Below are 5,222 nucleotides of genomic sequence, written 5' to 3' on the forward strand. Positions count from 1 at the left end.
CCGGCAGTGGCACGACGATCCGGCGGCATTCCGTGCGCGCTGCGAGGCTGACGCCGGCGCATGGACGCGGCACCGCGACCAACGCGACGCGCAGCGCCAGCGCATCGTGCAGCTCGATGGCGCACTGGCCGCCGCCACGCAGGCGCACGAGCATGCCGTCGAAGCGCATCGCAAGGCCGCCGAGTCGCTGGCGTTCGCCGACGCGCGCCTGTCCGAGCAAAGGGTGCGCCGCGATGCGCTGTTTGCCGGCACGCCCGATGCGGGCCTGACGGTCGAGGCCATCGCCGCCCGTCTGGCGCAAGCCAGCACCGAGGCCACGGCGCGCGTCGACGCGGCGCAGAGGGCGAGCCAGGCTGCCAGCGAGCAGCTGGCGCGGCAGACCGCGCGCGCCGAACAGGCGCAGGCCCAAGCCCAGGCGCTGGAGCAGCAGGCGCGCGACGCCGCGACGCGGCTCGATGCGTGGTTGCATGCCTGGGGCGACGGGCACGTCGGACACGATGGGCACGACGGGCACGTCAGACACGACGGGCACGACGGGCACGACAGCCGCGACAGGCGCGATGGACGCGACGGACACGACGGGCATGACGGCCTCGACGCAGACGTCCGACACATCGGCCCCGCCGCCACCGCGCCGTTCGACGAAGCCGCCCTGCGCGCGCTGCTGGCGCTCGATGCCGACTGGCTGGCGCGCGAGGAAGAGGCGCTGCACGCGCTGCAACGCGAGGTCGATGAAGCCCGCGCCGTGGTGCAGACGCGCCGCGCCGAACGCGAACGCCATCTGGCACGCCGGCTGGGCGAAGGCGACGCGGCCACCGTCCAGGCCGCGCTGACGGCGGCCCGCGCCGAACTCGAACGCGCCAAGCAGGCGCTGGCCGAGGCCGATTTCACGCTGCGCCGCGACGACGAGCGGCGCGCGCAGGCCAGCGACCTGATCGCGCGCATCGACGGGCAGCAGGCCGCCGCGCACACCTGGCAGGTGCTCAACGAACTGATCGGTTCGGCCGACGGCAAGAAATTCCGCAACCATGCCCAGCAGATGACGCTGGACATCCTGCTCGGCTACGCCAACCGGCACCTGGCCACGCTGTCGCGCCGCTACCGGCTCGAACGCGTGCGCCAGAGCCTGGCGCTGCTGGTGATCGACCAGGACATGGCCGACGAGGCCCGCTCGGTGCATTCGCTGTCCGGCGGCGAGTCGTTCCTGGTGTCGCTCGCGCTCGCGCTGGGGCTGGCATCGCTGTCCTCGCATCGCGTGCGGGTCGAATCGCTGTTCATCGACGAGGGCTTCGGCAGCCTCGACGCGGACACGCTGCGCGTCGCCATGGACGCGCTCGACAGCCTGCAGGCCCAGGGCCGCAAGGTCGGCGTGATCTCGCACGTGCACGAGATGACCGAGCGCATCGGCACGCGCATCGAGGTGCGCAGGCTCTCGGGCGGACAGAGCCGGGTCATGGTGGGCTCGTAGCGGTGTAGCGGGGCCCTGCCCTTTACCCTCTCCCCCGGCCCTCTCCCGCGCGCGGGAGAAGGCCGGGGGAGAGGGCCGGCGCCCGCCCTTGCGCAGACGCTCCACCAGACACTGTGTTCGCGATCCCGAACAATCGCGCGCCATCCCGCGCCATGCCTGGGCTCGCCATCGCCCCTTTCCGACGGCCGCACCGCCGTGCCGTGCAGGATCACGCCCTAGGGGTTACCCTTATACCGCCCTGCCGTCCGCCCGTCAGCTCCCTGGCCGCGGGCGGCCTCTGTTGCAGCGGCGGTGCCCCGCCGCGCGCTTCGCCCGACGCCGGCGCACGCGTGTCCACGCCTGAGCGCCGGCGTCCTACTCAGCGATCTCCCATGACAGAACTGACCAGCACCACCATTCCGGCCGGCAAGACGGACCATGACCGGGAACATGACAGCCGCCGCCGCGTGTTCGCGATCGTCGCCGCGTCGTCCGGCAATCTCGTCGAATGGTTCGACTTCTATATCTACGCGTTCTGCGCGATCTATTTCGCGCACTCCTTCTTCCCGCAGTCCGATCCCACCGTGCAGCTGCTCAATACCGCGGGCGTATTCGCCGCGGGCTTTCTGATGCGGCCGATCGGCGGCTGGGTGTTCGGCCGCATCGCCGACCGCCACGGGCGCAAGAGTTCGCTGCTGATCTCGGTGGTGATGATGTGCACCGGCTCGCTGATGATCGCCTGCCTGCCGACCTACGACAGCATCGGCATGTGGGCGCCCGCCCTGCTGCTGCTGGCGCGCCTGCTGCAGGGCCTGTCGGTCGGCGGGGAATACGGCACCACCGCCACCTACATGAGCGAGGTCGCGCTCAAGGGCCGGCGCGGCTTCTTCTCGTCGTTTCAGTACGTGACGCTGATCGGCGGCCAGTTGCTGGCGGTGCTGGTGGTCGTCGTGCTGCAGCAGCTGTACACCGAGCAGGAGCTCAGGACCTGGGCCTGGCGCATTCCCTTCGTGATCGGCGCGATCACCGCGGTGGTGGCGCTGCTGCTGCGCCGTACGCTGCATGAAACGTCCAGCGCCGACACGCGCAACACCAAGGACGCCGGCAGCGTGGTCGCGCTGCTGCGCGACCACAAGGCGGCCTTCTTCACCGTGCTTGGCTACACCGCCGGCGGCTCGCTGATCTTCTATACGTTCACCACCTACATGCAGAAGTACCTGGTGAACACCGCCGGCATGCCGATCAAGACCGCCAGCTACGTGATGACGGGCGCGCTGTTCGTCTACATGTGCATGCAGCCCGTGTTCGGCGCGCTGTCGGACCGCATCGGCCGGCGTACCAACATGATGCTGTTCGGCGCGCTCGGCGCGCTGATCACGGTGCCGGTGCTGACCGCGCTGCATACCATCACCAATCCGGCGGTCGCCTTCGTGCTGATCACGCTGTCGATGGCGGTGGTCAGCCTCTATACGTCGATCAGCGGCATCGTCAAGGCCGAGATGTTCCCGCCCGAAGTGCGCGCGCTCGGCGTGGGCCTGGCCTATGCGATCGCCAACGCCATCTTCGGCGGCTCGGCGGAATACGTCGCGCTCGGCCTGAAGTCGGTCGGCCACGAGTCCGCCTTCTACTGGTACGTGACCGCGATGATGGTGGTGGCCTTCCTGGTCAGCCTGCGGCTGCCGCGCCAGGCCAAGTACCTGCATCACGAACACTGAGCAGGCCGTCGCCCCGGCGGCACGGCGGCGACCCCGCGGCCTGCCGGGCCGCTGGGGTGCCCCGCGGGAACGGCGTCGCGCTGGCTGCGCGCCGCCGCTTCAGAAGCGATATTGCAGCCCGGCGTAGATGGCCCGCCCGCTGCCCGGGTAGAACACCGCGGTGTTCGCGCTGCGCGCGTCGGCCACCGTGCCGAAGTCGCTGACATAGCGCTTGTCGCCCAGATTGCGGGCATCGACGAACAGCGTCACGCCGCCGCCGAAGCGGTAGGACGCCTGCAGGCCGAACAGCGCGTAGCCCGGCGCGCGCATCGTATTGGCATAGTCGACCCAGGCGCCGCTCGGCACCCAGTCGAGCGTGCCGGCAATGCGCCAGCGCTCGCCCACGCCGTAGGTCAGCGTGGTACGCAGGACATGCTCCGGCACGCCGGCGATGCGGTTGTTGCCGTAGCGCCGGTCGTTGTCGAAGCGGAAATCGCTGTAATTCCATAGCTGCGCCACGTTGAGGCGATCGCCCGGGGTCAGCACGCCGCGCAGCAGGTCGGCATCGACGCCCAGCTCCACGCCCTGCAGCGTGGTGCGGCCGGCGTTGAACGTCGAGGCCGGGATGTCGGGGCCGGTGGCGAACTGCAGCATCTGCTCGCGCACCAGCGAGCGGTAGGCGGCGACATCCCAGCCGAAGCGCTCGCGCCGCCCCCGCGTGCCGATCTCCAGCGTCCAGCCGCGCTGCACCGCCAGCGCCACGAAGCGCTGGGCGCTGCCGATGGTCTGCAGCAGATCCGAAAAGTCCGGCACGTCGGCGCTGCGCGTGATATCGACGAAGGCCTGCACCTCGGGGACCGGTTCCCACAGCACGCCGATCTTGGGGTTGATGCCGCTGAAGGTATCGCGGTCGGACTTGGCCACCGGATTGGCCGCCAGGCCACCGTGGTCGGTATAGCGCCGCTCGGCGCGATAAGCCTTGGCCCCGGCCATCAGCGCCACCGTGGGCAGCAGATACAGCCGGTTTTCCAGATACGCCTCGTAGTTGGCCGCCTGCTGGCGTGCGTTCAGCGTCTGCGCGCCCCGGCTTCCGCCCTGGTTCAGGTAGTGGCGGGAATCGCCGGTGCCGCCGAAGAAGCGGCCGCCGACGATCAGCTCGTTGCGCATGCCGCCGACGCTGCCGCGCCCGGTATAGCGCGGCGCGAAGCCATAGGTCCAGCTGTCCTGGTCGATCACCTGGAAGATCGGGTGATGCAGGTCCTTGTGGATCACCCAGCTGCGCAGGTCCAGCTGCTGCCCTTCCCCCAGCCGGATGGTCGTCACGTTGGCCAGGCGCTCGGTGCGCGTGTCGCGGGCCTGATCGAGCGCCAGCGCGCCGGCCGAGGCGCGGCGAGGCTGGTTCAGGGCGTCGGCCAGCGACAGCGTGCCCGGCAGGTCCTGGTCGACCACATAGACGCCGAGATAGAAGCGCGTCTCGACATCCGGGCTGAGGCGATAGCCGAAGTTGGCATTGAACTGCTGGTACTGGCCGCGCTGGTGCTCGCGATAGCCGTCGGCGCGATTGACGCTCAGGTTGGCGAGGAAATCGAAGGCGCCGAACTGGCGCGACACCTGCGCGCCGGCGCGGGCGGTGCCGAAGCTGCCACCCTCGAGCCGCAGCTGGTTCGGCGCCGGCGCGGTCAGCGCGGCGGGCGTGGTGAAATTGATCGCGCCGCCCAGCGTGGTGCTGCCATAGGCCAGGCCGTTGCCGCCCTTGTACACCTCGGTGGCCTGCAGCGCGAGCGGATCGATCTGATAGAAGTCGCCGCTGCCGTCGGCGAAGTTGGTCGGCACGCCGTCCTGCAGCACGTCGATGCCGCGGACGTGATAGCCACGCGCGATGCCCGAGCCGCGAATCGACAGCCGCAGCTCCTGGCCATAGCGCTCCTGTACGTAGACGCCCGGCGTGTCCTTCAGGACATCGCGCACATTGCTGGCATAGCTGTCCGCATGGGACTGCGCATCGACGAAGCCGACCGAGCCGACGGTGCCGAACAGCGTGGCGCGCTGCCGGACCACCGCCGGCACCGTCGGCGAGCCGG

Annotated in this window: 3 protein-coding genes; 2 read left to right on the forward strand and 1 reads right to left on the reverse strand. The window is 70.1% G+C overall.

The annotated features are described in order from the left end of the window. Window positions 1-1,468 (forward strand): SbcC/MukB-like Walker B domain-containing protein (locus AC6EI8_RS23825; protein ID WP_498383050.1); only part of this gene is annotated, 1,468 nt, incomplete at its 5' end. A 371-nt stretch (window positions 1,469-1,839) separates the two neighbouring features. Then, window positions 1,840-3,162, forward strand: coding sequence for an MFS family transporter (locus AC6EI8_RS23830; protein ID WP_149317186.1), 1,323 nt, complete (start codon window positions 1,840-1,842; stop codon window positions 3,160-3,162). A 99-nt stretch (window positions 3,163-3,261) separates the two neighbouring features. Here AC6EI8_RS23830 and AC6EI8_RS23835 read toward each other — a convergent pair. After that, window positions 3,262-5,222: TonB-dependent receptor family protein (locus AC6EI8_RS23835; RefSeq protein ID WP_498383051.1), on the reverse strand; the 1,961-nt coding region annotated here is incomplete at its 5' end.

The sequence above is a fragment of the Cupriavidus sp. R6-3 genome, assembly GCF_059772245.1.